Origin of the sequence: Psychrobacter sp. Arc29, from assembly GCF_041431175.1 — a bacterium.
Classification (GTDB): Bacteria; Pseudomonadota; Gammaproteobacteria; order Pseudomonadales; family Moraxellaceae; genus Psychrobacter.
This window is the reverse complement of sequence record NZ_JASMRR010000003.1, coordinates 192,460-217,288: the sequence shown is the minus strand read 5'-3', so window position 1 is coordinate 217,288 and position 24,829 is coordinate 192,460. Positions and strand designations below refer to the sequence as shown.

The following is a 24,829-nucleotide window of genomic DNA, read 5'->3' as shown; positions in this document are numbered from 1 at the left end:
AGCAAGCTATTATTAGCTGGCGCCCATAATGGTATCGTCACAAATCCTCAAAGATATAATGTGTAACTGGCTACCGAGATTAGTCAGAAACAAGTGTGGCGAATCTTTATTACAGCAAGATGAAAAGAACAATAATTTACATGACTGGGATTAAGAGCGTAACTGCCGTGTAACCTGTTGTCTTTATCACTCCATTGCGTAACATCCGTTACCAAACTCATACTTCGAGTACAAGCATAACAACTTTGACATAATTTGCAACATATTTTTTCGCTTTTTCGATACATCCAGTATCAAATGACAAGCCACCTATAAAATCCAAATAGCCACAAGAAAAAGTGCTATCTACTCAAGTAGATAGCGCTTTTATTGATTAATATTATTACTTATAATATTAAAATTTTTTAATAAAAACAAAGCAATTGCCCAAAAATGAGCGCTACCTATTGATAAATAGATAGCGCTCATGAAGAATCGACTAACGTATTTATGACATATTTAGAGTCACAAACGAGCAAGATTAGATACTATGCCTTGGGGTTCAGCATACACTAAAACACCCATTGCTAAGCCAGCCTCTCTAAGCATTCGCTTTTAAATCAAGGCGTGCTTGATGCAACAATGGTTCAGTATAACCACTAGGCTGCGCGCGTCCCTTGAAGACCAAATCACAGGCTGCTTTAAATGCATAAGAGTTATCAAAGTTATCTGCCATTGGCTGGTAATCACTATCGCCTGCATTTTGTTCGTCGACGACTTTTGCCATACGTTTCATCGTATCCATCACTTGCTGCTCGCTCACCACGTCATGATGCAACCAGTTGGCGATATGCTGGCTAGAGATGCGTAAGGTAGCACGATCTTCCATTAAGCCGACATCATTGATATCAGGTACTTTAGAACAGCCTACGCCTTGGTTTACCCAGCGTACCACATACCCTAAGATACCTTGAGCATTGTTTTCAAGCTCCTGCTGCTTCTCTTCTTCGGTCCAATTGGTATTTTTTGCCAATGGAATAGTCAAAATATCATCCAAGCTAGCACGCTCACGCGACTTTAGGCTATCTTGTACATCGGCTACGCTAACTTGATGATAGTGTATGCTATGTAAGGTAGCACCCGTTGGTGATGGTACCCAAGCCGTACTGGCACCAGATTTAGGATGAGCCGCTTTGGTGTCCATCATCTCTTTCATTTCGTCAGGTTTGGCCCACATGCCTTTACCAATTTGAGCATGACCTTGCAGACCAGTCTCTAGACCGATATCGACGTTCCATTGCTCATACGCAGGTTGCCATGCTTGCGACTTCATGTCACCTTTTGGCACAAATGGACCAGCATTCATACTGGTATGCATCTCATCACCAGTTCGATCTAAGAAGCCCGTATTAATGAAGATAACGCGCTCTTTTGCTTGGCGAATCGCTTCTTTTAAATTGACCGTCATACGGCGCTCTTCGTCCATGATACCGATTTTGAGCGTATTACGCTCCAGACCCAGCAAGTCTTCTGATGCATTGAATAGATCATTGGCCATTTTGACTTCTTCAGGACCATGCATTTTTGGCTTAACAATATACATTGAGCCTTGGCGTGAATTTGATAGCTCGTTTTTGCCTTTGATATCATTGAGTGACAACAGTGGCGTGATTAAACCATCCATTAAGCCTTCAAATATTTGCTCTTGACCATTGCCTAAATCAACCAAAATTGCGGGGTTCTGCATGAGATGACCCACGTTACGAATCAACAATAGCGAACGCCCTGGCAAAATTAGCTTACCGCCATCAGGTGTATTATATTCACGATCTGGGTTTTGTTTGCGAGTACGTGTTTTGCCACCTTTTTCAAAGGTCTCTTGTAGATCGCTGTTCATCAAACCAAGCCAGTTACGATAGACTTCCACTTTTTCTTCTGCATCTACAGCGGCGACTGAATCTTCACAATCCTGAATCGCAGTCATGGCTGACTCAAGTAGCACATCTTTGATATTTGCTGGATCATCTTTGCCAACTGGATGATTGCTATCGATCTGAATCTCAGCATGCAAGCCATTATTTTTTAGCAGTACACCAGTAGGCTGTTCAGCGTCACCGACGAAACCGACAAATTTGCTAGTATCTTTTAACTCTGTGCTACTATCACCTTGTACGACCTCAAGCTTACCATTGACCACTTTAAAACCAGTCACATCATTGTATGAACCGGATGCGAGCGTGAAATGCTCATCTAGGAACGCTTTGGCATAGGCCACAACCGCAGCGCCACGCGTAGGATTATAACTGCCTGTAGCTTCTTGACCGTTATCATCACTGATTACATCAGTGCCATATAAAGCATCATATAGACTACCCCAACGTGCATTGGTCGCATTTAATGCATAACGAGCGTTACGTACTGGTACGACCAGCTGCGGCCCTGCGATATGAGCGATTTCGTCATCGACATTTTCTGTACTGACCGTAAAGTCATCACCTTCTGGCAGCAGATAACCAATCTCTTGCAAGAACGCCTTATAGGCTGGATAATCGATTTCGCCATCTTTTGCAGGGTTATCCAAATGCCACTGATCAATCTGTGCTTGAATCTTGTCTCGAGTTTCTAGCAACGCTTTATTGCGTGGCGTAAATTCCTTGATAACCTTCTCAAAACCTGACCAATAACTGTCTGAATCAACACCAACTTTTGGCAGCACTTCGTTTTCAATAAAGTCATACAACTGTTGGTCGATGGCAAGAATGCCTTTTTGAATGCGATTGGCGTTAGAAGACTGGCCCATGTTGTTATCCTTATCTATTGGTGAGTATTGGTAATACTAAATTGCTACAGCGACTATTTAAGACTCGTTATTTTTAACAACAATTATTCATATAATAAAAGATATCATTGCTACCTATGACAACCTATGGTATTCAATGCTGATAAATAATTATTTATTAAAGATGTTTTCATCAGTCCTCAAATAGACTGTATAAATCTTCTGTTTTAATACGAGAATTGTCATTGGTATAATGCTTGCCATTCTCTACTAAGTGCTATTGATAGCAAGACACTGTGGCTAAAGAGCAAAATCTCATCCTACTATCAAATAATAAAATAAACAAGCAAACGCCATTTAGCAAATAAATATTGGGATTGTATAATAATGATATCGTATAAGATATAAGCCTTACAGACCATGAATACTATCTAGAAATTAATGAATGCTCAGTTGAGACTAAACTGTAAGTAATCATTACCATCTATAGTTAGATTTAAATACTGTCCACTATTCAGACAACTTACTTAGCCGTATTAACTGTAGCCCATTATTTTAAAAGCATCTATAAATTAGCTGCTTTAAACTCTCATTTATAAAAAAGCCCTTTTAGATTATGACTATAAACCAGCCCGACCTCTCGTCCTTACAAACATCAATGCATGGTACTGATCACTACGATATGCATAAGGATAATCTCAAAAAAGAAGCGACCCTTTCACCAGTAAATGTCGTTAACGAAAGCAGTATGGACGTAGAGGAAGATAGCGTCGATATTACGCATCTGCGTACTCCTATAAAGGTAGACCTATCCCCTATTTATAATTTTTTGGGTGCGCGCACGACGCAAGCTTGGGTAGATGCCGCTATCGAAAACTTACCACTGATCATTCAGGATCATGCCAATTGCGAAAAGAAAGCCGCAGGCACCGCGATGAATTTGATATTTCGGTATGAGTTCTCTTATGATTTGCAACGTAAATTGGCACAGCTTATACGTGAGGAGATGCTGCATTACGAGCAAGTGCTAGGCATCATGAATGAGCGCGGTCAGGACTGGAAGTATCTGAGTGCAGGTCGCTATGCCAAGGGCATGCTGAAGCATAAGCGTACTTATGAGCCAGCAGCGATGGTAGATGTATTGATAATCGGTGCATTTATCGAAGCGCGCTCTTGTGAGCGTTTTGCAGCGTTGGCGGAAGTCATTGATGATGAGCGTTTAGCAAAATACTATCGCTATCTGCTAAAGTCAGAGAGCCGTCATTTTGAGGATTACCTTGCGCTTGCCCAGTCATTATCAGATGATAATATCGATGAGCGCGTTGCGTTTTTTAAAGAAGTAGAAGCTGAGCTGATAGATAGTCCAGACGCTGAGCTACGCTTTCATAGTGGCACGCCTGCCTAAGAGCCACTTATGACTGATATACGTTTATAACTGATATACGCTTATAATTTATAGGTTATTAGAACGATAAAAGGCACTGCAATTGTCTGAGTTACATACTCTAGTCAATTGCAGTGCCTTTAACTTTATACTTGGAAAATAAATATAAAGAATACCAGTACTTAAGTACTAATGAGCATTACTGTATTTATGATCTTACTTGTTATCTTCCATCAATGAGCTGTCGTACTGCTTATCACTTTTAGCAACATTATGCGGATCGTGGTCTCCAGCTGCTTTATCTGCCGCCGCTGGATTTACTTTTTGTAGCGCATCGTCTGGTACGATACCATTGTTGTCATCTGCATCTTTTAGACTATAGTCATCAGTGACATGCTTGTCATGTGGCTTATTCATTGATATCCCCCATCGTTCTTATGATTTGCTTCACAAAGTATTGTTTTATACCTTTTAAGACCTTTTAATATCTGTCGTCTAATCTTTGTCATCAGTGTTTAAGGTACGTGTTTGCGCATTATCGATGTTGGCATAGCGATTCATATTATTGATCTTTTCGCTATCCGGAGCCTCACTACCAACGGTCTCTTCATTGATATTATCATCAAAACCATTACCCGGTTGATCACGGCGATCTGGCTGACGAGCTGGGTTGTCATTTCTATTAACATGCTCAGATGCAACTACCCCTTCTTCAAAAGTATCCGTACCTTTATTTTCAGTAATATTTTCTTCTAACTCATCATGGTTCTTAATCGTTTGAGAGCCATCAACTGTCTCGTGAGTATCAGTTTCTGTTATTCTATTTTCATTTAAAGCGGGATCTCTGGTTTCCATTATCTTGTCCTTATCGTTGTTATAATTATTACTCATATCATTAAGAGATTAGCATAGCGTTGGTATTAGCGATATCAACGGTTAATTGTCTTCTTGACTTAGATCATAAGCATTTAGGTCTGAGACATTTTTACCCCCGGCAGGTAAATTCTCTTCTTTGCGCGGATCAGCATATATCTCATCAGTTTCTTGTGAGTCTTGTTCAGGGCCATCTATCTGCGGCTCGTGCTTGCGCCCCTCATAGCTACCCTCAGGATTTTCTGGTGCAACTGCTGCTGGATCATCCACAATTACTTTTTCTTCAGTGGCTGGCTTTTCTGGAATACTCATAGCGTCTCCCTTACATTTTTATTTGTTATTGCTGCCTAACTGGATATTTGAACTTAACTTTCTAAAACTGCTAGGTCAGCTATTACTTGTCTGTGCGTAATTCGTCGTCAATGAAAGGGGTACGCTCTTCTGGATTAAGCGACTCAGGAGCGTCAGCTGTCTTTTTGTCTTCTAAATTCTTTTCGATTTCCTGACCATCTGCTTGCTCAGCTGCTTTCTTGATATCTGAAGTGTCATCGGCAGTAGTGCTCATAATGCATTCCTTGTTTTTATTGTTTATTTACCTTAAATATTCTGTAGCGCTATATGAATATGTGTTCAAGCGTTTTTAGATAAAGAGTTATCAAGCTTTTGATACAATATATTAAAATGCGCAGAAACTGGTATCAATTATAGGTAAGATATTGTGAGCTGCACCAGTGTGCTGCCGTATCAATATGTGAATAAATGTGAGGTTGCAAGACAGTTTGTAACTTTTACAGCGCGTTAACCAAAAAAAACCAAGCATTGGTACGTACCATTGCTTGGTTAAATAGTGCTTGGTCAAATGATGAAGATAGCCATCAATCAGTTAGCTGGACTCTTCAACACCATTAATTACTTTTAATAAGTGCTCTTGTGCGACGTGTGGCGTCTCACCTGCTGCTGGCTGAAGCTGCTGCCAAACGCCTGTGCCATCCAGTGTCCACGCTTGTGTATTGTCTTGCAGATAGTTTAGTAGCCCATCCTGATAAATTTGCTTAAACAGCTTTTTGTTTTCAATCGGGAACGCGACTTCGACGCGATGGAACAGATTACGATCCATCCAGTCTGCACTGCCACAATACAAACGCTCATCACCGTCATTATAGAAATAATAAATACGGGTATGCTCCAAAAACCGACCAATGAGTGAGCGTACGGTGATATTCTCAGATAAGCCTTTGACTTGCGGACGCAGACAACACATAGAACGCAGGATCAGCTCGATTTTGACGCCTGCCTGCGACGCATCATACAATTTGTCAATCAGACGACGCTCAGTGAGCGCATTGGCTTTGACGATAATATGAGCACGCTTGCCTGCTTTGGCATGAGCAATCTCATCATCGATAAAACTCATTAATTTTTCGTGCAAAGTAAACGGCGCATGCAGCAGTTTCTTGAGATTGGCAGGTTTGCCCATCCCTGTGAGTTCTTGGAAGATTTTGTGAACATCTTCTGAGATATCAGGATCGGCGCTAAACAAGCCATAATCCGTATAAACTTTGGCATTGGCAGCATGATAGTTACCTGTACCTAAATGTATATAACGGCGGATTCGATCGTCCTCACGGCGTACAATGAGCATAAGCTTGGCATGGGTTTTGTAGCCGACAATGCCGTAAACAACGACTGCGCCTGCTTCTTGCAAGTAGTTAGCGACGGCAATATTGGAAGCTTCGTCAAAACGCGCACGTAACTCGATGACGGCCGTGACTTCTTTGCCGTTACGAGCGGCGGCGGCCAGTGCCTTAACGATCTCTGAGTTGGTACCTGAGCGGTATAGTGTTTGCTTAATTGCCAACACTTTAGGGTCGCTAGCTGCCTGCCAAAGCAAATTGATAATGGGAGAAAATGCATGAAACGGATGATGCACGAGCACATCGCTTTTGCGCATGGCAGCAAACATACTGGTCGATTTGTCTGACTTGTCCATCTCTCGACGAAATGCTTTAGGTATGGCATGGGTAAATGGCTGATATCGTAGCGCTGGGATATTAAAATCAAACAGCAAGCGCGTCAGATTGACGGGGCCATTGACACGGTATAGCTGATTGTCATGCAGCTCAAACTCGTTGAGCAAATACTCACTGATGTGCGCTGGGCAGTCAGTTGTCACCTCAAGACGTACTTTGTCACCGAAACGGCGGTTTTCAAGCTCACCTTCTAGCGCTTTGGCAATATCTTCCACATCATCTGCCAAATCCAGATCCGCATTACGCGTCAACCTGAACTGGTGACAGCCAGTCACACTCATACCAGGGAACAGCTCACCGATATGCTCATGAATGATAGCGGATAGCATGACGTGATGCTCTTTACCACCCGTCAGCTCATCTGGCAGACGAATCACACGCGGCAGACTGCGCGGCGCTGGCACAATCGCCAAATTAATATCGCGGCCAAAAGCGTCTTTGCCTTCTAGTGTGGCGATAAAGTTCAAGCTTTTATTCACCAAACGCGGGAATGGATGCGCAGGATCAATACTGATCGGTGTTAATACTGGCACGACTTGCTCGGTAAAATAGCGCTTCATCCATGCGGACTGCTCAGCATTGAGCTCATCACGTTTTAGATAGCGAATATCTTCGAGCGCAAGGGCGGGCAAAATATCCTCATTCAGAATGCGATACTGCTCATTGATGGCGTCGTGAGTGATAGCAGAGATCTCGTTTAACACTTCGCTTGGACGCATACCATGCGCACTGGTCGATACATCACCGATATTGAGCTTTTGCATGATACCTGCAACACGAATCTCAAAAAACTCATCAAGGTTGGACGAAAATATAATCAGAAAAAATAAACGCTCAAGCAGTGGATGGCGAGGACTGGCTGCCTGCGCCAATACACGCAGATGGAACTGTAATAAAGACAGATCTCGATTGATATAACTGCTGGGTGAATAGCTGCCGTCTTCTGAGCGTTGCCAGTCGATGTCGGCCAGATCATTATGGCTACTGCTTACGCTAATATCTTTATTAAAGTTTTCATTGTTATCTTCACTGACACTGTTAACGTCGATCATATCGTTAATATCACCACTGTTCTCATTATTATTTATCTCTACCACGTTACTACTCCTTTTGCGTTATCGATACGCCATCATCTTATATATCGTCTTAAAGGTTATTAACTATTATTCTTTTACGTTATTCTTATTGTTAAGGCTTCTTTTAAAAGATTAAGACGCTTGCGGTAATACCGCGTTTTTCATACGTTTTTTGATAATGCGTTGCTTGTTGCGCAAGCCTCTGTCGCCTTGATTGTCTTCGTAATACTTCGGATTGGTAAGCATCCCAATGAGGAGCGCTGACTCGTCTTGATTCAGATTGGCCGCAGATTTATCAAAATAATGATGTGCTGCAGCATCGATACCATAGATACCGTTACCGAACTCTGCCACATTAAGATAAGCGGTCAAGATACGTTGCTTGTCCCACAGCGTTTCTATCATGACGGTAATGACTGCCTCTTCTGCCTTACGTACATAAGAGCGATGCGAAGTCAAAAATAGGTTTTTTGCCAGCTGCTGCGTAATGGTTGAGCCACCAGCGGACATTTTGCCCGTTTCTTCATTTTTCTTTTGTGCCGCTTTGATACCTTTAATATCAAAGCCATTGTGCTGACTAAACGTCGAGTCCTCACTCACGATCGCCGCTTGCTTGGCAGACTTGGCGATGGCATCGTACTCAGCCCATGTCTGCGTGACCGTGCCACCCGTTAGGCGATGCGTCAACATAAACATGCTGTTGTTAATCGGCTGCGTTTTCCAGATCAGTAGTAGTCCGGTGACTAGAATATGGAATGCGACAACCAATAACATAATAGCCAATAACAGACGTTTGATGAACTTGCCAAAACTTGTCATGCGCGATATCCGAGTGATTAAAAAAGTAATAAGATAATATAGGTCATCTGCTAATAACTAAAAACAGCAACTATGAACCAATAGTCCTAAAATAGCTGTCATTGCCTTTTATTAACAGGCAGTCATTAGTAACGACCAATAGCAGGTCATCTTACCTAATCTCACAATCGCTGTCATTATTTACACCATTTCTTTATGATGTAATAATAACCCAACTATTTTTTACTTTTTATCAAAACAGCCTAATAATCAGCATTTTTTGGCATACTTTAAGCTCAGAGATCTCACCATGCATAATAATAGTATAGAAATATTACGAGCGCGTGTTATTGCCGCAAGCCCAAACCTCAATATCGATGAAAACAGCAATCAATGGTGGCTGCTTGGTACCTCTGGTTGTCATTTATGTGATATCGCTGAGCAAATACTTTCACAGTTTCAGGCGGTACAACCAATCACTTATCAAAATGTCGATATTGCAGACTTCGATGAAGCGCTTATGATGGATTTTGCTACGACTATTCCTGTCATTTTGACCCCATCACAGCGGTTAAACTATCCGTTTTCAGTGATGGATTTGCAGCAATTGCTTGCGCCTTAGCATAAAGCCATCTATCTATTATTTGCAGTGAGGGTTCCATGATAAATCTAGAAAAAATGACAGATATTGAAGATTTGCGCCGTGTCGCTGAGCGCAAAGTGCCGCGCATGTTCTATGACTATGTCGATTCAGGCTCGTGGACTGAGACCACCTATCGTAGTAACGAAACTGACTTTGACCGTATCAAGCTGCGCCAGCGCGTATTGGTCGATATGGATAACCGCAGTCTGGCAACTCATATGATTGGTGAGTCAGTCAAGATGCCAGTAGCCATTGCCCCAACGGGGTTTACTGGCATGATGTGGGCAGATGGTGAGATGCATGCCGCACGCGCCGCAGAACAGTTTGGCGTGCCCTTCTCACTTTCGACCATGAGTATCTGCTCTATCGAGGATGTCGCTACTCATACCAGTAAGCCGTTTTGGTTTCAGCTCTATGTCATGCGTGATCAGGCATTTATGGCCAATCTCATTCGCCGTGCCAAAGAAGCCAATTGCTCAGCGCTGATTCTCACAGCAGATTTGCAAGTACTCGGTCAACGTCACAAAGACATCAAAAATGGTCTATCAGCGCCGCCCAAGCCCACATTAACCAATATCATGAACCTCATGACCAAGCCGCAATGGTGTATGAATATGCTAGGCACCAAACGCCGCACGTTTGGCAATATCGTCGGTCATGCACAAAATGTAGAAGATCTGTCATCACTCTCTGCTTGGACGGCAGAGCAATTCGATCCGCGTTTGAGCTGGGATGATGTGGCGCGTATCAAAGACATGTGGGGCGGTAAACTTATCATCAAAGGTATCATGGAGCCTGAAGATGCCATTATGGCGGCTCGCAGTGGCGCGGATGCTCTAGTCGTCTCAAACCATGGTGGCCGTCAATTGGATGGTGCGTTGTCTTCCATCTCTGCCCTCGCAGACATCGTACAGGCAGTACAAGCCGAAAACAGCGATATCGAGGTATGGCTAGATAGTGGCGTTCGCTCTGGTCAAGATGTACTAAAGGCCATTGCACTGGGCGCAAAAGGCACGATGATTGGCCGCTCTTTTCTCTACGGATTGGGAGCCTATGGTGAAGATGGGGTGCGCCGCGCGCTTGAAATCATCTATAAAGAGTGTGATATATCCATGGCATTCTGTGGTCATACCGATATCAATACCGTCACGGATAATATCTTAGTAAAAGGTACATATGAGAACCTCAAAGTTGGTCGTTTTTAGAGCGGCTGATTGTAGAGCAATCGACGTTTAAAACTGGCTATACATAACATAATTTGCTCATACCCTTTATACTGTCTCTATAACATTTTGATGACAGTTAGCCTTTATGACCATTCAACAATTATTAAAAACAGCGCCCGTCACTACCCTGCTATTAGCCTGCTTTATTGGGCTATTTGTCATGCAGCTAGTCACGGGCGTCGATGCCAATAACCCGTCAACTGAAGCGTTAGTTAAATGGGGTGCCAACGCCTTACCCTTAACGATGATGGATGACCCATGGCGCTTGGCCAGTAGTGCGTTTTTGCACATTGGTCTCATGCATCTACTATTTAACGGCTTTGCCATGTATTTCTTTGGGCAGATTGCCGAGCCGATGTTTGGCTCAGCCAAGTTTTTGGCCTTGTTTTTACTAGCAGCCATCGGTGGCAACTTACTCAACAACTATGTCACATGGCAAAGTATCATAGAAGGAACAGGACAACCCGGACTATCAGCGGGTGCTTCTGGTGGTATCATGGGTATCGGTGCTGCATTGTTGATTGCCGCCTTTTTCAAAATATCGGTCAATGGCATGGTACTCAATCTCAAGAGCTTGATCATTATCATGGCGATCAACTTGGTGTATGGCTTTGCCGTACCGGGTATCGATAATGCTGGTCATATCGGCGGCGCGATCACAGGGCTTGTTATTGCTTTGGCTTTTGCGATTGGTTACCGTCAGCGTCTCGCGGTCGCTATGCAAAATGCCGCTATTCAGCAAGCGCAGCGTGTCCATCCTTATCAAACCACCTATCACTACGGTAACCAAGGCAGCGATCACTATAATAGCCAGTACAATGAGCCACTCGATAACTCAGACCGTTATGGTAGCAGCTCTATCAATCAAGATTCTGAATTGGATAACAATGACTCTAGGTTAGACAACCGTGATATAAATACGCCAGATATGCACGGCAGTGATATGGAAAGAGTTACTGCTGTAAATTCAGCTTTGAAGGATAATGCAATTCACAGCATAATCGAGTCTAAAGACCCTATTAAACCTTCGTTTATTTGGCAATTATTACCATGGCTTGCGATGCTGATTATTAGTATTGGCTTTGTCTGGTGGTGGCAAGATATTCATCAGCAAATCCTACAAGTGCTAAAAGCCATTGAGTAAATGCGCGTATTTATCTATCATTACTAAATAACTACCAATAACAGCCGAATTATTTAGACTACTTATTCGCTTTTTGCTCGTTTTTTACCTAATCTTACTATCCTGTTATTTCTACTCACCCACGAGACCCAATTATGTTAAAACTTGCAGCACAACCTCACTTCTCTACGCGAGTCATGCTGAGCACGTTAACCGCTACTGCTTTACTCAGTGTGTCTAGCCTGTCTAGCGCCATCCCTTTTCTTAATAAAAACCTACCGACTGACAAAGATGCCGAATTGAGCGTGGGGGTCAATGTCATGGCGGTCAAATCCGCCTATGATCTCGAAGACAGCACTGAAGTGCGTGTGCTACCGGGCATTTTTTATGATAATAATAGGATCTATGCGCGCGGTGCTCAAGCGGGTGCGTATTTGATCAATGATGGTGTCAATCAACTCTCTGCTTACGCGCAGCTCGCAGGGAATTCGTTTGATCCTGATGATGCTAATGGTGCCCTGCAAGGTCTCGATGAGCGCAAACTATCCGCAGAAGCAGGTATAAGCTACCAGCGTCGCACGCCTATCGGTGCGTTTCGTGGTCAGTTTGCAACCGATGTGTTGGACGAAAGTGGCGGTAATACTGGTCGCTTAACTTACCTTGCCAAGATCACGAGAAACAAGCTGACTGTCTATCCAAGCATCGGCTTTGAGTACCATGACGCGGCCTACAATGAATACTACTATGGCGTCAGTGAAGAAGAGTCAGCGGAGACAGGCATTGCCGCTTATAAATCTAACTCAAGCTTGAATCCGTATGTCAGCGTTAGTGCCAACTACGATTTTAATGATAAATGGGCAGGATTTGCCAATCAAAGCGTGAGCTATGTACCGAATGAGCAGTACGATAGCCCAATGGTCGACTCACGTACGGAAGCAGCGACAACGCTTGGTTTGCTTTATAGGTTTTAGATAAGTTTGGATTTTTGATAACAAAAAGACCTTACCGTGTGATGTGGTAAGGTCTTTTTTATTTAATAGCATTAGGTATAAGAGGCTCCTAGCACATCAATAATATGCAACTCTTGAAAGCAGTGTGTAAGATGCACTTTGGTATATAAGGCACTTTACTCTTTCAGATTAAATAGAAAAATTTTAAACATATTTAATATTAAACTATTATCCTCTTAGTTTTTTAATGCTTTTGAAGTATCTAATTATAGCAGAATCAGGCTTAGATTTTGATACTATCGAAAAATGTCTAAATACTTCAGTAACTCCCGACTCTTGAAGTATTATTTCTTTTGTGGCTCTAGAGGATTTATAAACCTTTTCTTTCGCTGTTGCGATATTGAGATCGTCATCGTAGTTCAGTACATCTTCAGCTCCCATATATGCGGTTGCGACCTGAACCATAACATCCTCATTCAGATAAAAAGCATTCGTATCCATAAATTTACAAAGAGAATGTATTACAGAGCTAACTAAGCTTTTTCTTTCTGTTTCATTCAAATTCGTGTTTGTCATTGCTTCTGATACTATCTCACCACCTTCAACAAAAATTGTATATAGCTCTTCATGCACAGATAATCGTCTATCAAAAACTTTCTGAGAGTAAACCTCAATCCTTTTGTTTCTATGGAAGTACTCTCCAAGTATGATACCAAGTAGTATCCCTACTAAACCAATTAATGCACTTTCCATTCTTGTTCCTTATAATGTGCAAAAATTTAATTTATTATAATACTTTCACTATTATTTTGTTTCAAATATAAATGTCACTAGCGAAACTTCCTAATCCTGATTGAAACCATAGCAAGCGCTTCACATAAAACCATAGGTGTGATAAGAAAGCATAGTCAAATCCACAATCGAAAACAAAAAAAGACCTTGCCACATTACATGACAAGGTCTTTTTTCTAAAAAACTATTAGATACCTTATTTAGGATGTACCATATCAGCAGGAATGACCCACTCATCAAACTGCGCTTCAGTTAGCAGCTCTAGCTCAACCGCCACTTGCTTCAAAGTCTTGTTTTCTTTATAAGCCGTCTTAGCGATTTTAGCTGCATTTTCATAACCGACATGACGGTTCAATGACGTTACTAGCATTAATGAGTTGTGCAAGAAGTCATCGATTTTGTCTTTTACTGGCTCAATACCAACGGCACAATTTTCGTTGAAGCTGTTGCAAGCATCGCCAAGCAGCTTGATAGATTGCAATAAGTTAAACGCGATCACTGGCTTATACACGTTTAGCTCAAAGTTACCTGATGCGCCAGCCATGCTGATAGTCGTGTCGTTACCCATAACCTGAGCGACAACCATGGTCATTGCTTCTGACTGCGTTGGGTTTACTTTACCCGGCATGATAGAAGAGCCTGGCTCATTTTCAGGAATCGTCAACTCGCCCAAACCACAACGAGGACCTGATGCCAACCAACGTACGTCATTCGCGATTTTGTTTAAGCTAGCTGCTAGCGTTTTTAATGCGCCTGAGGCAAATACTTCGGCATCACGAGCCGCTAGCGCTTCAAACTTGTTTGGTGACGTAACGAACGGCAAGCCAGTTAAAGTCGCTAGTTGCTCAGCTGATTTTACCGCATAGTCAGGATGGGCGTTTAGACCAGTACCAACCGCAGTACCACCTAGTGGCAATTCATATAGACCTTGTAGCGCGTTGTCGATACGAGTCAATGAATGATCAAGTTGGCTTACATAGCCGCTGAACTCTTGGCCTAGAGTCAAAGGCGTCGCGTCTTGTAAATGCGTACGACCGATTTTTACGATGCTATCGAATTCTTTGGCTTTCGCAGCTAGCGTATCGCGTAGTGCTTGGACTGCTGGGATCAACAAGCTGTTGATCTGACGAGCAGCCGCCACACGAATCGCCGTTGGGAAGCTGTCGTTGGTAGACTGTGCATGGTTCACATGGTCATTTGGGTGAATCGGCGTATAGCTGCCACGCTCAGAACCGGCGATTTCGTTGGCACGGTTAGCAAGCACTTCATTCATGTTCATGTTTGACTGGGTGCCAGAACCTGTCTGCCATACGACCAATGGGAACTGATCGACCAGACCACCATTGATGATTTCGTCAGCGGCTTGTACGATAAGATCACGCTTATCGCCTTCGATACGCTCTAGGCTTGCGTTGGTAATCGCAGCGGCTTTCTTGACCAGTGCCATCGCTTCAATCATTGGACGCGGCAATGTCTCGCCACCGATTTTGAAGTTTTCGCGGCTACGCTGAGTTTGCGCGCCCCAATAAGCATTAGCTGGGACTTCTACGTTACCCATGGTGTCTTTTTCGGTACGAGTTGCCTGATTCTGTGTCGACATAACTACCCTCTTTGATGGTTTGTTGTTTTATGACTGCTCTAAAAAATGCAACCTCTGCTGCACATAAAGGAAAATACGATATAAAGTGGCGTTATGATAGCATGACTAGGACGCGTTGAATATTCACAAATCGCCTTGGTCAATGCCTAAAAACGAATGTCTAAAAGCGACCCTCATCAATCTAATATCTCATTGGATAGTCTACTTATGCACTCTGAAATAATGCCCACTGAGCCAACAATGCTTAACTCACAAGAACCCACGCTAAATAATCCACCCAGACGACACTTTACCCGCCAGCGTCGCCAGTTAAATGATGGCGCGCGTAGAAATTTGGCACAAGCAGCGAGCTTGCATTTGAGAAAACTACAACAGCGCTTGCCAGCAAAGGCTCGCATCGGGCTATATTACGATGGCTTTGGCGAGTTACCTACTCAGCCACTGCTGGATTGGTGCGGGCGCTTAGGCTATTTACCTTATTTACCTGTAGTTGGTTCGCTCGGCAGTGATGATAAACGATTGCGTTTTGTGCCTGTTTATCATTCAAAACTGGTCAATATCCCCACTCGCATTCATCAGCTCGGCATGAAGCAAAATCATAGTCGCGCTCTGCTATGGGCGACAGAACTAGACGTGATTATTTGCCCCTTAGTCGCGGTCGATAAACACGGCAACCGCATGGGCATGGGTGGCGGATTTTATGATACGACGCTTGGCAAAAGCTATCGATCAGGGGATTCAAGGCCGTTAAAAATTGGCTGGTGTTATGATTTTCAGGTGGTTGAAGCGTTACAACGTCAGCCGTGGGATGTGCCATTAGATGGCCTCATTACGCCAAGCGGCATAAGGTGGTTTTGATGAAAGATAATAAACAGTCTGAAAAAAATTCTAGCGCTGCTGATTCCAGTGCAGACAGTGTGGATGAATATTTGCAAACATTGGGTAACGAAGACGCTAGAGAACAACGCTACTATAGTCAAGAGCAGCCATTTAGCGCTGATGAAATGACACGGCTCGTCAATGAAGAACGCTTAAATGCGTTGCTGGCGGACAGTGATGCGTTTTTGAATGGTTTAAGTGACGAGTTGAGAGATTTCGATGAGTGATTTACTAGTTAATTTAACATCACTTTATTACTGAGCTAGCCTTTTTCTAATTTACGAATTAAATCTATTATATGATTGCGGTCTTCTTCATATTTCGCCTTATCTACAGCAAATACTTCCATGTAAGGATCACTTCTTACATACGACCATTGTATTAATTCAGGATCGCTCTTTGCTTTTTCAGATAATAAAACTCTAAGCCCTTTTAACAATAATTCTACTTCACTTTGACTAAAGCCTTGACTGTCCATAATGTCTAGCCTGCATATAATAGATTAGATTGTTTAAAGGTTAGCATCAATTAAATACTAATGGGAGCTGTAAGGTGTGCACGGCACACCTTACAAAGCTACTGAGCATTTTACATATATCAAAAACCTACAGCACCATCGCCGCAATCCAACCAAACGCCAGTAGTGGAATGTTGTAATGCAAGAAGGTCGGTACCACACTGTCTTTGATATGGTCATGCTGACCGTCGATGTTTAGACCAGAGGTTGGCCCCAATGTCGAATCTGACGCAGGTGAACCTGCATCACCCAGCGCGCCAGCAGTACCAATAATCGCAACGGTTGCCAATGGTGAAAACCCTAAAGAGATACACAGCGGCACATAAATCGCCGCTAAGATAGGAATGGTCGAGAATGAAGAACCAATACCCATGGTCACAATCAAACCGATCAATAGCATGATAAATGCCGCCATCGCTTTATTACCACCGAACAGTGACGCCGCTCCATCGACCAATGGCTGAATCTGCTCTGTGGCTTTCATGACTTCAGCAAAGCCTTGCGCGGTAATCATAATAAAACCAATCATCGCCATCAGCTTGATACCATCATTAAAGACGCCATCAGCATCACGCCACTTCACCACACCCGTCGCCATAAAGACACCAAAGCCAAACATCGAGCCTAAGAGTAGCGAATCTGTGTATAGCTGCACCACAAAAGCCGTCACGATAGCAGCCAATGCGACCAGCGTCTTTAGCTTACTTTGTGACTGAGCGCCAGCCGCAGTTTTACTTAATGCATCGCCTTCTACGACGGCATCATGCGCTTGTTGATCTATCGCAATCTGCTGATACGCACGTGGCTTACGATAACTGATAAATACCGCAACCAGCAGACCAATGAGCATACCAAGTGCAGGAATCGCCATGGCCTTCACTACAGAAATATTGGCGACATCAATGCCCGCTTCACCCACGTTTTTTAGCATAATCTGATTGAGGTAAATATCACCAAACCCATAAGGAATAAACATATAGGTGGTGACCAGTCCAAAAGTAATTAGACAAGCAATCAGACGTCTATCAATCTGCATGCGGTTAAATGCCAATAATAGTGGCGGTACAAGCAGCGGAATAAAGGCAATATGAATGGGGATTAAGTTCTGGCTAAAGCAGCTCATGGTGATAAGACCTGCAAACAGCATGTACTTAATCATCCCGCTTGTGCCAGCGGCATCAATGCGTCTAATCACTGTTCCTGCCAACGATTGCGGTAAGCCCGAATGCGCAATCGCTACCGCAAAAGCCCCAAGCAAGGCATACGATAGCGCAATCTCTGCGCCATTACGGATGCCTTCTTGAAAAGCATTGAGCGTGTCAGTAATACCCAGACCTGCTAACAATCCACCTGCCAGCGCCCCGATTAATAAACTGAGCACCACGTGCACTCGCGAAAGTGACAGTCCTAGCATAATGATAACTGCCAGCAGTACCGCATTGATGGCCATGTGTTGCCCCTTGCTCTTTATAGCTTGGTCTCATTGAGACCGATAAATATTGACACTGATGAATAGCGCTGTGCTGTCTAAAATGTCTTAATGTCGGATCGTTTCTCAGACGCGCTTTTAGACGCGCGCCAGTTTACCTTATTTTAGGTATAAAGCCTACGTATAGAACCAAGCAGACATCAACAGCATTCAAGTGTCATCCGCACCTATCAAGCACTCTATACTTGCTGTCTGTATTGTCACTTATAAGCCAATCACATTGTTAATGACTATGTACCTAGACAACTATTTAACAAAGATAAGCGTTTGACTTTATCAATGAGCCTTGCAATTTTATCTGTGGACACCATTTATCTAGACATGAACCACGAACTTGACTTTACAAGTCTGGGGAAAGAGGAAAAATATATGAGTGAACATAAAATAACCCAAGACAATATCGACATTGATGTCGACGTTTCAACGCCTACTGCAGAAAATAACGAGGCAGATACCTCGTCTAATGATGCGCTAGAGACAGCGTCAACTGATGTCAAAAACACTGATCTTGATAGTACTGATTCTAATAACAAAGACGTAAACGACAACCAAGATGAAAGCTATTTGCCACTCTTGGCATTGCGAGATGTTGTCGTCTATCCACACATGCAGATCGCCTTGTTTGTGGGACGTGCGCCATCGGTGAAAGCCGTTGAGCTGGCACAGGCCGAGTATGGCAACAAAGTACTGGTCGTCGCGCAAAAAGACTCATTGACCGAAGACATTGATCAGGACAACCTGTATCAATACGGTACGGTGTGCCGCATCGTCAGCACCATGCCGCACGATAGCGATGAGAACTGCATCAAAGTATTGATCGAAGGTCAATATCGCGCCCGTGTCGATAACATCGAAAGTCATGATGATCTATTGATGGCGAGATTTGAGCGTGCTGATCTTGATGTCACTATGGATGAGAGCCAGCAGAAAAACACCATTCAGGCGTTGACCACCCTGTTTGAAGGCTATGCGGATGCGCGTCTGCGTAATGCCCGTGAACTGACCCGCGTGGCGAAGCGTATCGATGATTTGCTTGAGCTTGTGTACTTTATCTCAACCCGCGTCTCGATGGATCTTGATATCAAGCAGTCGTTCTTAGAAGAAAACGATGTCAAAACACACATCAACACCTTGACGGAATATTTGGTTAAGCAAAGCGCTGAGCAAAACATCGAGCAAGATATCCAAGATGCCGTTCGTCAGCAGATGGAAGACAATCAGCGCGAATATTTCTTAAATGAGAAGATGAAAGCCATCAAAAACGAGCTTTCAGACATGAATGATGGCGCGTTCGATGGCGAAGATGATGTGGCTGAGCTAGAGCAGCGTCTCGAAGATGCTGATCTACCAGACGATGTGCGCAAAAAAGCGGAGCAAGAGTTTAAAAAACTCAAAATGATGCCGCCTGCATCAAGCGAATCGTCAGTGGTACGCAACTATATTGAATGGATTTTGGACACGCCGTGGAATGCGACGACCAAAGTCTCGATCAATTTAGACAAGGCAAAAACGGTCTTAGACGAAGATCATTATGGCTTACAAGATGTGAAAGACCGCATCTTAGAATATCTCGCCGTACAATCACGCGTGAAAAAACTGCGTGGCCCGATTCTGTGTCTCGTCGGCCCTCCGGGTGTAGGTAAAACTTCACTGGGTGAGTCGATTGCCCGTGCAACGGGTCGTAAGTTTGTGCGTATGGCACTGGGCGGCGTACGCGATGAAGCTGAGATTCGTGGCCATCGCCGTACCTATATCGGTGCGATGCCAGGTAAAATCGTGCAATCGCTTGCGAAAGTAGAAGTGAAAAACCCGCTGTTCTTATTGGATGAAATCGATAAGATGGCGCAAGACTTCCGCGGTGATCCAGCATCAGCATTGCTTGAAGTATTGGATCCATCACAGAACGACACCTTTAACGACCATTATTTAGATATGGACTTAGATTTGTCACAAGTGATGTTCATCTGTACGGCCAACAGCATGGATATTCCACCTGCGCTGCTTGACCGTATGGAAGTCATTCGCTTGCCGGGTTATACCGAAGAAGAAAAGGTCAATATCGCACAGAAATACCTCGTACCAAAAGCGATTAAGCAAAACGGTCTCAAAGAAGGTGAAATTGAGATTGTTGAAGCGGCGTTGCATAGCATCGTTCAGCGCTATACGCGTGAAGCAGGTGTACGTAATCTTGAGCGTGAAGTCAATAAAATCTGCCGTAAAGTCGTTCGCGGTTCGGTTGAAAACCATGGCGCCCGCGCTCCGAAAAAAGCGGAACGTCAGCTAGTGACCGTCGATGACAAGAACATCGATGACTATCTAGGTGTGCATCAATATGACTACGGTCTGGCTGAAGAAGAGCCTGAAATTGGTCGTATCACTGGTCTTGCATGGACACAGGTCGGTGGTGAGCTGTTGACCATTGAAGCAGTCGGCATGAAAGGTAAAGGCGAGCTTAGCTTTACTGGTTCACTCGGCGATGTGATGAAAGAGTCAATTCGTGCGGCGATGAGTGTGGTTCGTGCTCGCGGTGATAGCTTAGGTATTGACTACGAGACGATCAAAACCACGGATATTCATGTCCATATGCCAGAAGGCGCGACGCCAAAAGACGGTCCCTCTGCTGGTGGCGCACTGACGACAGCGCTTGTCTCTGCATTGACGGGTATTGCCATTCGTCCAGATATCGCGATGACAGGTGAGATTACTCTGCGTGGTAAAATCCTACGTATCGGTGGTCTCAAAGAGAAGCTCCTAGCAGCCCATCGCGGCGGTATCAAGCATGTCTTGATCCCAGCGACCAATGAGCGTGATTTGGCCGATATCCCTGATAACGTCAAAGAAGGCTTGACCATTCAACCAGTTGCGACGATTGAAGAGATTTTAAAGGTTGCTTTGGTAGATATGCCAAAACCCCTAAAACCTGCAAAAGTGACGGTCGATAAAACGGCAGGCAAAGCGCTACACAACTAATTGAGTATTCGTTAGTCAATGCTCAAAACATAAAAGCCGCTCATCACTATGATGGGCGGCTTTTTTATATCCTATCTCGAAATATCTTCTAAAGCTCAGCATAGTAAGGTGCGATCGTACCTCCTTTCATCTGAGGTTCTTTGTAAAACTTTCAAACCCATACGTTACTTACATTTATTAACCGATTGTTGCGCATTTGATGAATAACTATAGGGTTTGCTTGGCTATACTGACGGTGATGTTAACGAATATCGATACGAGCTTTAACAGAACAATAAATACAGATATTTGTGACTTTAATCACGTTCTAAATAATGAATAAAACAACTGGAGATAATAATGAATAAGACAATGCTTGCAAGTGCCCTACTATGTGGTTCAGCGTTAGCGATGACTGGTTGCCAAACAGTAGAAAGCCAAATGCAAACGGGTAACCCTTTGTCTCAGCCTACTTTGAAATCAACCATCAAAGCGGTAAGCGGTGATAAGAACGAAGTCGGACAAATGTTCCTACGCCCTGTCGACGGCGGCGTACAGGTTTATGGTAAGCTGATGAATTTACAGCCGGGCCAAACAGTGGCGCTGCATATCCATGAGACAGGCAGCTGTGCTGACATGGGTAAAGCGGCAGGTGGTCACTTTAACCCAGACAACAAACCACACTCTAATCCAGATGACATGAATGGCCATGCCGGCGACCTGCCGAACCTAACAGCCAATGAAGATGGCGTAGCAACGATCAACTATGTGAACAAAAAAATTACGGCTGATGAAGCCGGTAAATATAGCGTCAATCGCCTAGCCTTTATCGTACATGCAGGCGCAGATGACTACACTAGCCAGCCTTCAGGCGCATCAGGCGATCGCGTTGCTTGTGGTATTATCGAAAAGAATTAATAGCCTTTACACTTAGCTATCATTGATAGCACAAAAAAACCTCTTAGCATCTAAGAGGTTTTTTTATGGTCGATAGAAAAGTTGTTACTCTTCTACCCACTCGCCTTTACGCCAGTACACACCCCAACGTGTGGCCTTGCCGTTTTTCTCAGAGCCGATGTACTGCTCTTTTTTCTTACGCGACCAGCGCAAGATGGTTGGGTTACCCTCAGGATCTTCATCTGGTCCTGCAAACAAATATTGAAACTTGTCTTCCATCTTGTCTTTAATTTCTCGTAGTTCAGCGAGCTTTGGCGGACGTGTCTCGCGCACTTTTGGAAACTTGGACGCTGCTAAGAACATCCCAGCCGCGCCTTCACGCAAAATGAAGTAATCATCATGCTTGGTCGATTTTAGCTCCGGTAGATGGATTGGATCCATACGTGGCGGTGCTGCTTCGCCTGTTTTGAGTACCTTACGAGTGTTATCGCAGTTCTGACAAGCAAAGTATGGGCCAAAGCGTCCTGTTTTAAGCTCCATCTGCCCGTCGCATTTATTGCAATCAATGGTTGGCGCATCTGAGCCTGGTACTTCAAATTTACCTTCTTCTAGGATGTAGCCATCGCAGTCAGGATTATTGCCACAAATGTGTAGCTTAAGGCCACCATCGACGATGTAACCATTCATCGCCGTGCCACATTTCGGACAGCGTTTTTTCTCCATCAAATCTTTGACTTCTGCCGCTTCATCATCGCCTTCTGCATCATCTAAGTTGGCAAATGCTTCGACTGGCATTAGATTTTTGGTGCCTTTACAGCGCTCTTTTGGCGGTAGATTATAGCCAGTACACCCTAAGAATACCCCTGTTGAGCCTGTACGCAGCTGCATCGGACGATCACAAATATCGCAATGCACATCTGGTACATCGGTCGGATCATTCGGACGCATACCATCTTTGCCTTTGGCATGCTCAAGGGTGGTTTTGAACTCACCATAGAAATTATCAAGCACGTCTTTCCAGTCTTGCTCACCCTCAGCGACATGATCGAGTTTGTCCTCTAACGCAGCAGTAAAGGTATAATCCATCAAGTCTGGGAAGCTGGCTGTCAATCTATCGGTGACGATATCGCCCATTTTTTCAGCAAACAGACGCTTATTCTCAAGCTTCACATAACCGCGATCTTGAATGGTCGAGATAATTGAAGCATAAGTCGATGGACGACCGATGCCTTTTTTCTCAAGCTCCTTGACCAAGCTTGCTTCAGTATAGCGAGGCGCAGGCTTAGTAAAGTGCTGACTTGGATCAAGTTTATCTAGGTTTAACTTATCGCCTTTTTTGACATCAGGCAGTAAGGTATCGTCAGTCTTGGCTGGTGGCATGACTTTTGTATAGCCATCAAAAACCATGGTACGACCGCGTGCTTTTAGCTCGATATCGCTTGCACCGACAAACAGGTTTACTGATAGATATTTGGCAGGCAACATCTGACACGCCACAAACTGACGCCAGATCAGCTCATATAGACGTATCGCATCTCGCTCCACACCTTTGAGCTGCGTGGATTTCATATTGACATTAGAAGGACGAATCGCTTCATGCGCCTCTTGTGCGCCCTGCTTATTGCCATAGAAATTTGGCTTTTCTGGCACGTATTTTGCGCCATAGCTGTCTTCGATATGACCTCGAACAGCAGCAAGTGCATCACCCGACAAGAACGTTGAATCGGTACGCATATAAGTAATATGACCCGCTTCGTATAGGCGCTGCGCCAAAATCATGGTCTTTTTCACAGAAAATCCCAAACGTGTACTGGCGGCTTGCTGCAAAGTTGAGGTAATGAAAGGCGCACTTGGACGCGACTGCGTTGGCTTTTCTTCACGTTCTTTAACGATAAAGTCACTTGCTTTGAGTATCTCTAGAACTTTATCAGTCTGCTCTTTATTACCAAGCTTTAAGGTTTTGCCGCCCTGCTTGGTCGCCTCTAAGCGTATGCCGATTTGCTCAGCGTCTGAGGCTTGTTTAGCGTTGCCATTGGCGGTATGCGTATCCGCATGAATTTGCCAGTATTCTTCTGGAATAAACGCGCGAATCTCATGCTCACGCTCAACAACCAGACGCATGGCGACTGACTGTACACGGCCCGCTGATAGTCCGCGAGCAATCTTTTGCCATAGCAGCGGCGATACCATAAAACCAACCACACGATCCAAAAACCGACGAGCTTGCTGCGCATTGACGCGGTCAATATCGAGCTTTGACGGTTGTTTAAAGGCATTTTGGATGGCTGATTTGGTAATCTCATTAAACACCACGCGCTGGTATTTACTATCAGCACCGCCGATAACTTCTTTTAAATGCCAAGCGATCGCTTCCCCTTCTCTATCCATATCCGTTGCCAGATAGATTTTGTCAGCGTCTTTGGCGAGTGCTTTAAGCTCTTTAATGACCTTGGTTTTGTTTGGCAGTACTTCATAGACGGCCGCCCAATCATGCTCTGGATCTACGCCCATACGGCGCACCAGTGCTTGCTGTGCTTTTTCTTCTTTGGTCAGACTGTCATCTTTTTTAGCGGTCGTTGCTTTCTTTGCACTTTTGCTCGCACTGACCGGCAAATCACGGACGTGGCCGATACTTGAGCGTACAATAAAGTCATCGCCAAGATATTTATTAATCGTTTTTGCCTTGGCTGGTGATTCTACAATCACCAGAGACTTGCCCTTCGGGCTGTCAGCAGCTGGTGCTGCGGCTTTTTTGGTTGTGGTTTTTGCCATATTTGACGACACCATAATATAAGTAAATTAAAAAATATAAGTAAATTAAAAGTAACATTACAGTCAGCAGCAA

Annotated in this window: 21 protein-coding genes; 9 read left to right on the top strand and 12 right to left on the bottom strand. The window is 44.0% G+C overall.

The features are described from left to right. Window positions 1-580 precede the first annotated feature (580 nt). Window positions 581-2,779, bottom strand: a complete 2,199-nt coding sequence (locus QO189_RS06000; protein WP_371531958.1) for a malate synthase G — start codon at window positions 2,777-2,779, stop codon at window positions 581-583. A 727-nt stretch (window positions 2,780-3,506) separates the two neighbouring features. On the opposite strand from QO189_RS06000, the gene QO189_RS05995 reads away from it, so the two are divergent. Continuing rightward, window positions 3,507-4,163, top strand: a complete 657-nt coding sequence (locus QO189_RS05995) for a tRNA-(ms[2]io[6]A)-hydroxylase (RefSeq protein ID WP_371532053.1) — start codon at window positions 3,507-3,509, stop codon at window positions 4,161-4,163. Between the two features lie 195 nt (window positions 4,164-4,358). Here the strand turns inward: QO189_RS05995 and QO189_RS05990 are convergent, their stop codons facing one another. The 6 genes from QO189_RS05990 to mtgA all read right to left on the bottom strand — a co-directional run bounded on the left by QO189_RS05990 (window position 4,359) and on the right by mtgA (window position 8,940). Beyond that, entirely contained in the window at window positions 4,359-4,559 is a 201-nt protein-coding gene (locus QO189_RS05990) for a hypothetical protein (protein WP_371531957.1), read from the bottom strand. Window positions 4,560-4,637: 78 nt separating this feature from the next. Further along, window positions 4,638-4,997 (bottom strand): hypothetical protein, encoded by a 360-nt coding sequence (locus QO189_RS05985; protein WP_371531956.1) that lies wholly within the window; start codon window positions 4,995-4,997, stop codon window positions 4,638-4,640. A gap of 81 nt (window positions 4,998-5,078) precedes the next feature. Beyond that, on the bottom strand, window positions 5,079-5,327 hold the full coding sequence (locus QO189_RS05980; RefSeq protein ID WP_371531955.1) for a hypothetical protein: 249 nt from the start codon (window positions 5,325-5,327) through the stop codon (window positions 5,079-5,081). Between the two features lie 82 nt (window positions 5,328-5,409). Beyond that, window positions 5,410-5,580: a hypothetical protein gene (locus QO189_RS05975; RefSeq protein ID WP_371531954.1), complete on the bottom strand. Its 171-nt coding sequence runs from the start codon at window positions 5,578-5,580 to the stop codon at window positions 5,410-5,412. A 318-nt stretch (window positions 5,581-5,898) separates the two neighbouring features. Continuing rightward, window positions 5,899-8,097 carry a polyphosphate kinase 1 gene (gene ppk1, locus QO189_RS05970; RefSeq protein ID WP_371532052.1) on the bottom strand — a complete coding sequence of 733 codons (2,199 nt, stop codon included), beginning with the start codon at window positions 8,095-8,097 and terminating at the stop codon, window positions 5,899-5,901. A 156-nt stretch (window positions 8,098-8,253) separates the two neighbouring features. Then, window positions 8,254-8,940 (bottom strand): monofunctional biosynthetic peptidoglycan transglycosylase, encoded by a 687-nt coding sequence (gene mtgA, locus QO189_RS05965; protein ID WP_371531953.1) that lies wholly within the window; start codon window positions 8,938-8,940, stop codon window positions 8,254-8,256. Between the two features lie 289 nt (window positions 8,941-9,229). Here mtgA and QO189_RS05960 point away from each other — a divergent pair, with 289 nt between their 5' ends. From QO189_RS05960 to QO189_RS05945, 4 genes are all read left to right on the top strand, one after another. Continuing rightward, a complete protein-coding gene (locus tag QO189_RS05960) occupies window positions 9,230-9,541 on the top strand; it encodes a glutaredoxin family protein (RefSeq protein WP_371531952.1) in 312 nt (103 codons plus the stop codon). 38 nt (window positions 9,542-9,579) lie between these two features. After that, window positions 9,580-10,767, top strand: coding sequence for an L-lactate dehydrogenase (locus QO189_RS05955; protein WP_371531951.1), 1,188 nt, complete (start codon window positions 9,580-9,582; stop codon window positions 10,765-10,767). A gap of 106 nt (window positions 10,768-10,873) precedes the next feature. Further along, on the top strand, window positions 10,874-11,932 hold the full coding sequence (locus QO189_RS05950) for a rhomboid family intramembrane serine protease (protein ID WP_371531950.1): 1,059 nt from the start codon (window positions 10,874-10,876) through the stop codon (window positions 11,930-11,932). A 134-nt stretch (window positions 11,933-12,066) separates the two neighbouring features. Then, window positions 12,067-12,882, top strand: coding sequence for a MipA/OmpV family protein (locus QO189_RS05945; RefSeq protein WP_371531949.1), 816 nt, complete (start codon window positions 12,067-12,069; stop codon window positions 12,880-12,882). Between the two features lie 207 nt (window positions 12,883-13,089). On the opposite strand, the gene QO189_RS05940 is transcribed toward QO189_RS05945, so the two are convergent. Together QO189_RS05940 and fumC are read right to left on the bottom strand one after the other, a co-directional pair. Then, the gene (locus QO189_RS05940) at window positions 13,090-13,614 is read right to left on the bottom strand and encodes a hypothetical protein (protein ID WP_371531948.1); all 525 of its coding nucleotides are present in this window, start codon (window positions 13,612-13,614) and stop codon (window positions 13,090-13,092) included. Window positions 13,615-13,849: 235 nt separating this feature from the next. Next, on the bottom strand, window positions 13,850-15,253 hold the full coding sequence (fumC, locus tag QO189_RS05935) for a class II fumarate hydratase (RefSeq protein ID WP_371531947.1): 1,404 nt from the start codon (window positions 15,251-15,253) through the stop codon (window positions 13,850-13,852). Window positions 15,254-15,460: 207 nt separating this feature from the next. Between fumC and QO189_RS05930 the strand changes: the two genes are divergently transcribed. Both QO189_RS05930 and QO189_RS05925 read left to right on the top strand, forming a co-directional pair. Next, entirely contained in the window at window positions 15,461-16,111 is a 651-nt protein-coding gene (locus tag QO189_RS05930) for a 5-formyltetrahydrofolate cyclo-ligase (RefSeq protein WP_371531946.1), read from the top strand. After that, window positions 16,111-16,359, top strand: coding sequence for a hypothetical protein (locus QO189_RS05925; RefSeq protein WP_371531945.1), 249 nt, complete (start codon window positions 16,111-16,113; stop codon window positions 16,357-16,359). Before QO189_RS05930 ends, QO189_RS05925 begins: the two co-directional genes overlap by 1 nt. A 35-nt stretch (window positions 16,360-16,394) precedes the next feature. Here QO189_RS05925 and QO189_RS05920 read toward each other — a convergent pair whose 3' ends face one another. Next, window positions 16,395-16,610, bottom strand: coding sequence for a hypothetical protein (locus QO189_RS05920; RefSeq protein ID WP_371531944.1), 216 nt, complete (start codon window positions 16,608-16,610; stop codon window positions 16,395-16,397). Window positions 16,611-16,737: 127 nt separating this feature from the next. Beyond that, window positions 16,738-18,099: a Na+/H+ antiporter family protein gene (locus QO189_RS05915; protein WP_238038142.1), complete on the bottom strand. Its 1,362-nt coding sequence runs from the start codon at window positions 18,097-18,099 to the stop codon at window positions 16,738-16,740. Window positions 18,100-18,507: 408 nt separating this feature from the next. Here QO189_RS05915 and lon point away from each other — a divergent pair, with 408 nt between their 5' ends. Both lon and QO189_RS05905 read left to right on the top strand, forming a co-directional pair. Next, entirely contained in the window at window positions 18,508-21,108 is a 2,601-nt protein-coding gene (gene lon, locus QO189_RS05910; protein ID WP_371531943.1) for an endopeptidase La, read from the top strand. 339 nt (window positions 21,109-21,447) lie between these two features. Beyond that, window positions 21,448-22,005, top strand: a complete 558-nt coding sequence (locus tag QO189_RS05905) for a superoxide dismutase family protein (protein WP_201599544.1) — start codon at window positions 21,448-21,450, stop codon at window positions 22,003-22,005. An 84-nt stretch (window positions 22,006-22,089) separates the two neighbouring features. Here the strand turns inward: QO189_RS05905 and topA are convergent, their stop codons facing one another. Continuing rightward, complete coding sequence (topA, locus tag QO189_RS05900; RefSeq protein ID WP_371531942.1) at window positions 22,090-24,756, bottom strand: type I DNA topoisomerase; 2,667 nt, start codon at window positions 24,754-24,756, stop codon at window positions 22,090-22,092. Window positions 24,757-24,829 lie beyond the last annotated feature (73 nt).

Bases quoted from the DNA above. Each gene is read 5' to 3' on its own strand.
- QO189_RS05940 (WP_371531948.1), bottom strand. From the start codon at position 13,614: ATGGAAAGTGCATTAATTGGTTTAGTAGGGATACTACTTGGTATCATA.
- QO189_RS05905 (WP_201599544.1), top strand. From the start codon at position 21,448: ATGAATAAGACAATGCTTGCAAGTGCCCTACTATGTGGTTCAGCGTTA.
- QO189_RS05990 (WP_371531957.1), bottom strand. From the start codon at position 4,559: ATGAATAAGCCACATGACAAGCATGTCACTGATGACTATAGTCTAAAA.
- QO189_RS05960 (WP_371531952.1), top strand. From the start codon at position 9,230: ATGCATAATAATAGTATAGAAATATTACGAGCGCGTGTTATTGCCGCA.
- lon (WP_371531943.1), top strand. From the start codon at position 18,508: ATGAGTGAACATAAAATAACCCAAGACAATATCGACATTGATGTCGAC.
- QO189_RS05955 (WP_371531951.1), top strand. From the start codon at position 9,580: ATGATAAATCTAGAAAAAATGACAGATATTGAAGATTTGCGCCGTGTC.
- QO189_RS05930 (WP_371531946.1), top strand. From the start codon at position 15,461: ATGCACTCTGAAATAATGCCCACTGAGCCAACAATGCTTAACTCACAA.
- topA (WP_371531942.1), bottom strand. From the start codon at position 24,756: ATGGCAAAAACCACAACCAAAAAAGCCGCAGCACCAGCTGCTGACAGC.
- QO189_RS05975 (WP_371531954.1), bottom strand. From the start codon at position 5,580: ATGAGCACTACTGCCGATGACACTTCAGATATCAAGAAAGCAGCTGAG.
- QO189_RS05925 (WP_371531945.1), top strand. From the start codon at position 16,111: ATGAAAGATAATAAACAGTCTGAAAAAAATTCTAGCGCTGCTGATTCC.
- QO189_RS05995 (WP_371532053.1), top strand. From the start codon at position 3,507: ATGGACGTAGAGGAAGATAGCGTCGATATTACGCATCTGCGTACTCCT.
- QO189_RS05915 (WP_238038142.1), bottom strand. From the start codon at position 18,099: ATGGCCATCAATGCGGTACTGCTGGCAGTTATCATTATGCTAGGACTG.
- QO189_RS05945 (WP_371531949.1), top strand. From the start codon at position 12,067: ATGTTAAAACTTGCAGCACAACCTCACTTCTCTACGCGAGTCATGCTG.
- ppk1 (WP_371532052.1), bottom strand. From the start codon at position 8,097: ATGATCGACGTTAACAGTGTCAGTGAAGATAACAATGAAAACTTTAAT.
- QO189_RS05980 (WP_371531955.1), bottom strand. From the start codon at position 5,327: ATGAGTATTCCAGAAAAGCCAGCCACTGAAGAAAAAGTAATTGTGGAT.
- QO189_RS05950 (WP_371531950.1), top strand. From the start codon at position 10,874: ATGACCATTCAACAATTATTAAAAACAGCGCCCGTCACTACCCTGCTA.
- QO189_RS05920 (WP_371531944.1), bottom strand. From the start codon at position 16,610: ATGGACAGTCAAGGCTTTAGTCAAAGTGAAGTAGAATTATTGTTAAAA.
- QO189_RS06000 (WP_371531958.1), bottom strand. From the start codon at position 2,779: ATGGGCCAGTCTTCTAACGCCAATCGCATTCAAAAAGGCATTCTTGCC.
- mtgA (WP_371531953.1), bottom strand. From the start codon at position 8,940: ATGACAAGTTTTGGCAAGTTCATCAAACGTCTGTTATTGGCTATTATG.
- QO189_RS05985 (WP_371531956.1), bottom strand. From the start codon at position 4,997: ATGGAAACCAGAGATCCCGCTTTAAATGAAAATAGAATAACAGAAACT.
- fumC (WP_371531947.1), bottom strand. From the start codon at position 15,253: ATGTCGACACAGAATCAGGCAACTCGTACCGAAAAAGACACCATGGGT.